The sequence below is a fragment of the Mesorhizobium sp. P5_C1 genome (assembly GCF_054049815.1).
Genome location: NZ_JBFULQ010001250.1, coordinates 1 through 744 on the forward strand (window position 1 = coordinate 1; position 744 = coordinate 744).

Sequence of the window (744 nt, forward strand, 5' to 3'; positions counted from 1 at the left end):
AGCCAACGGAAGAAGGGATCCATTTTTTAACAGGAGCCCTCGCCGGATGACATCTGGCGCGTACACTTCGACCCAGAAGTTTTTGCACTGGTCTCTCTTCGTGCTTGTCCTTTTGCTCTACGCACTGACCTACGGGGCGGACCTGTTGCCTCGTGGCGATCATACGGTCGATTCCATCTGGCGGCTGCATATTTCGTTTGGCCTTCTTTTGGCCGGTCTCGTGCTTTGGCGGGTCGTCCTGCGCGGCCTGAGAGGAGCGCCCGGTCTTCCGGAAGAGATGTCGGCGCCAGAGTGGGCGGCGGCCAAGTTTAGTCACCTTGTCCTTATGCATTGTTGATTGCGATCCCTGTTCTAGGCATCTTTTTGACCTGGTTCAGGGGTAACGAGTTGAGTTTCTTCGGCCTGTTTACGATCCCGGCTCCCTTTGCACCTGATCGAACTACGGATCGCACGATCCGAGAACTTCACTCATTGTGCGCGGATGGCATTCTGATAGCCGTCGGCCTGCATGCCTTGGCTGCGCTGTACCATCATTTCGTCCGCCGAGATGCGATTTTGACAAGGATGCTTCCGAAGGGGGCAAAGTAAGTCTCCGCTTGGCCACGGATGGGTATTGGGCCGCTCGGGACGCTGCCGCGCTGTAGGATAAGAACGCGCGCTGGCGGGCCAGAGAAGCAGCATCCTGTAGCGATGCGGGGGATCCATGCTCGCAACCAACCCCTACGCCGCTCGTTGACCCTGTGC

2 protein-coding genes are annotated in these 744 nt (G+C 57.8%); both read left to right on the plus strand.

What is annotated here, in order from left to right; translation table 11 throughout:
* On the plus strand, positions 1-337 hold a 337-nt coding region (locus tag ACXJ7R_RS35180; protein ID WP_457155809.1), incomplete at its 5' end, for a cytochrome b.
* Positions 338-363: 26 nt separating this feature from the next.
* Positions 364-588, plus strand: a complete 225-nt coding sequence (locus ACXJ7R_RS35185; RefSeq protein ID WP_457155810.1) for a cytochrome b — start codon at positions 364-366, stop codon at positions 586-588.
* Positions 589-744 lie beyond the last annotated feature (156 nt).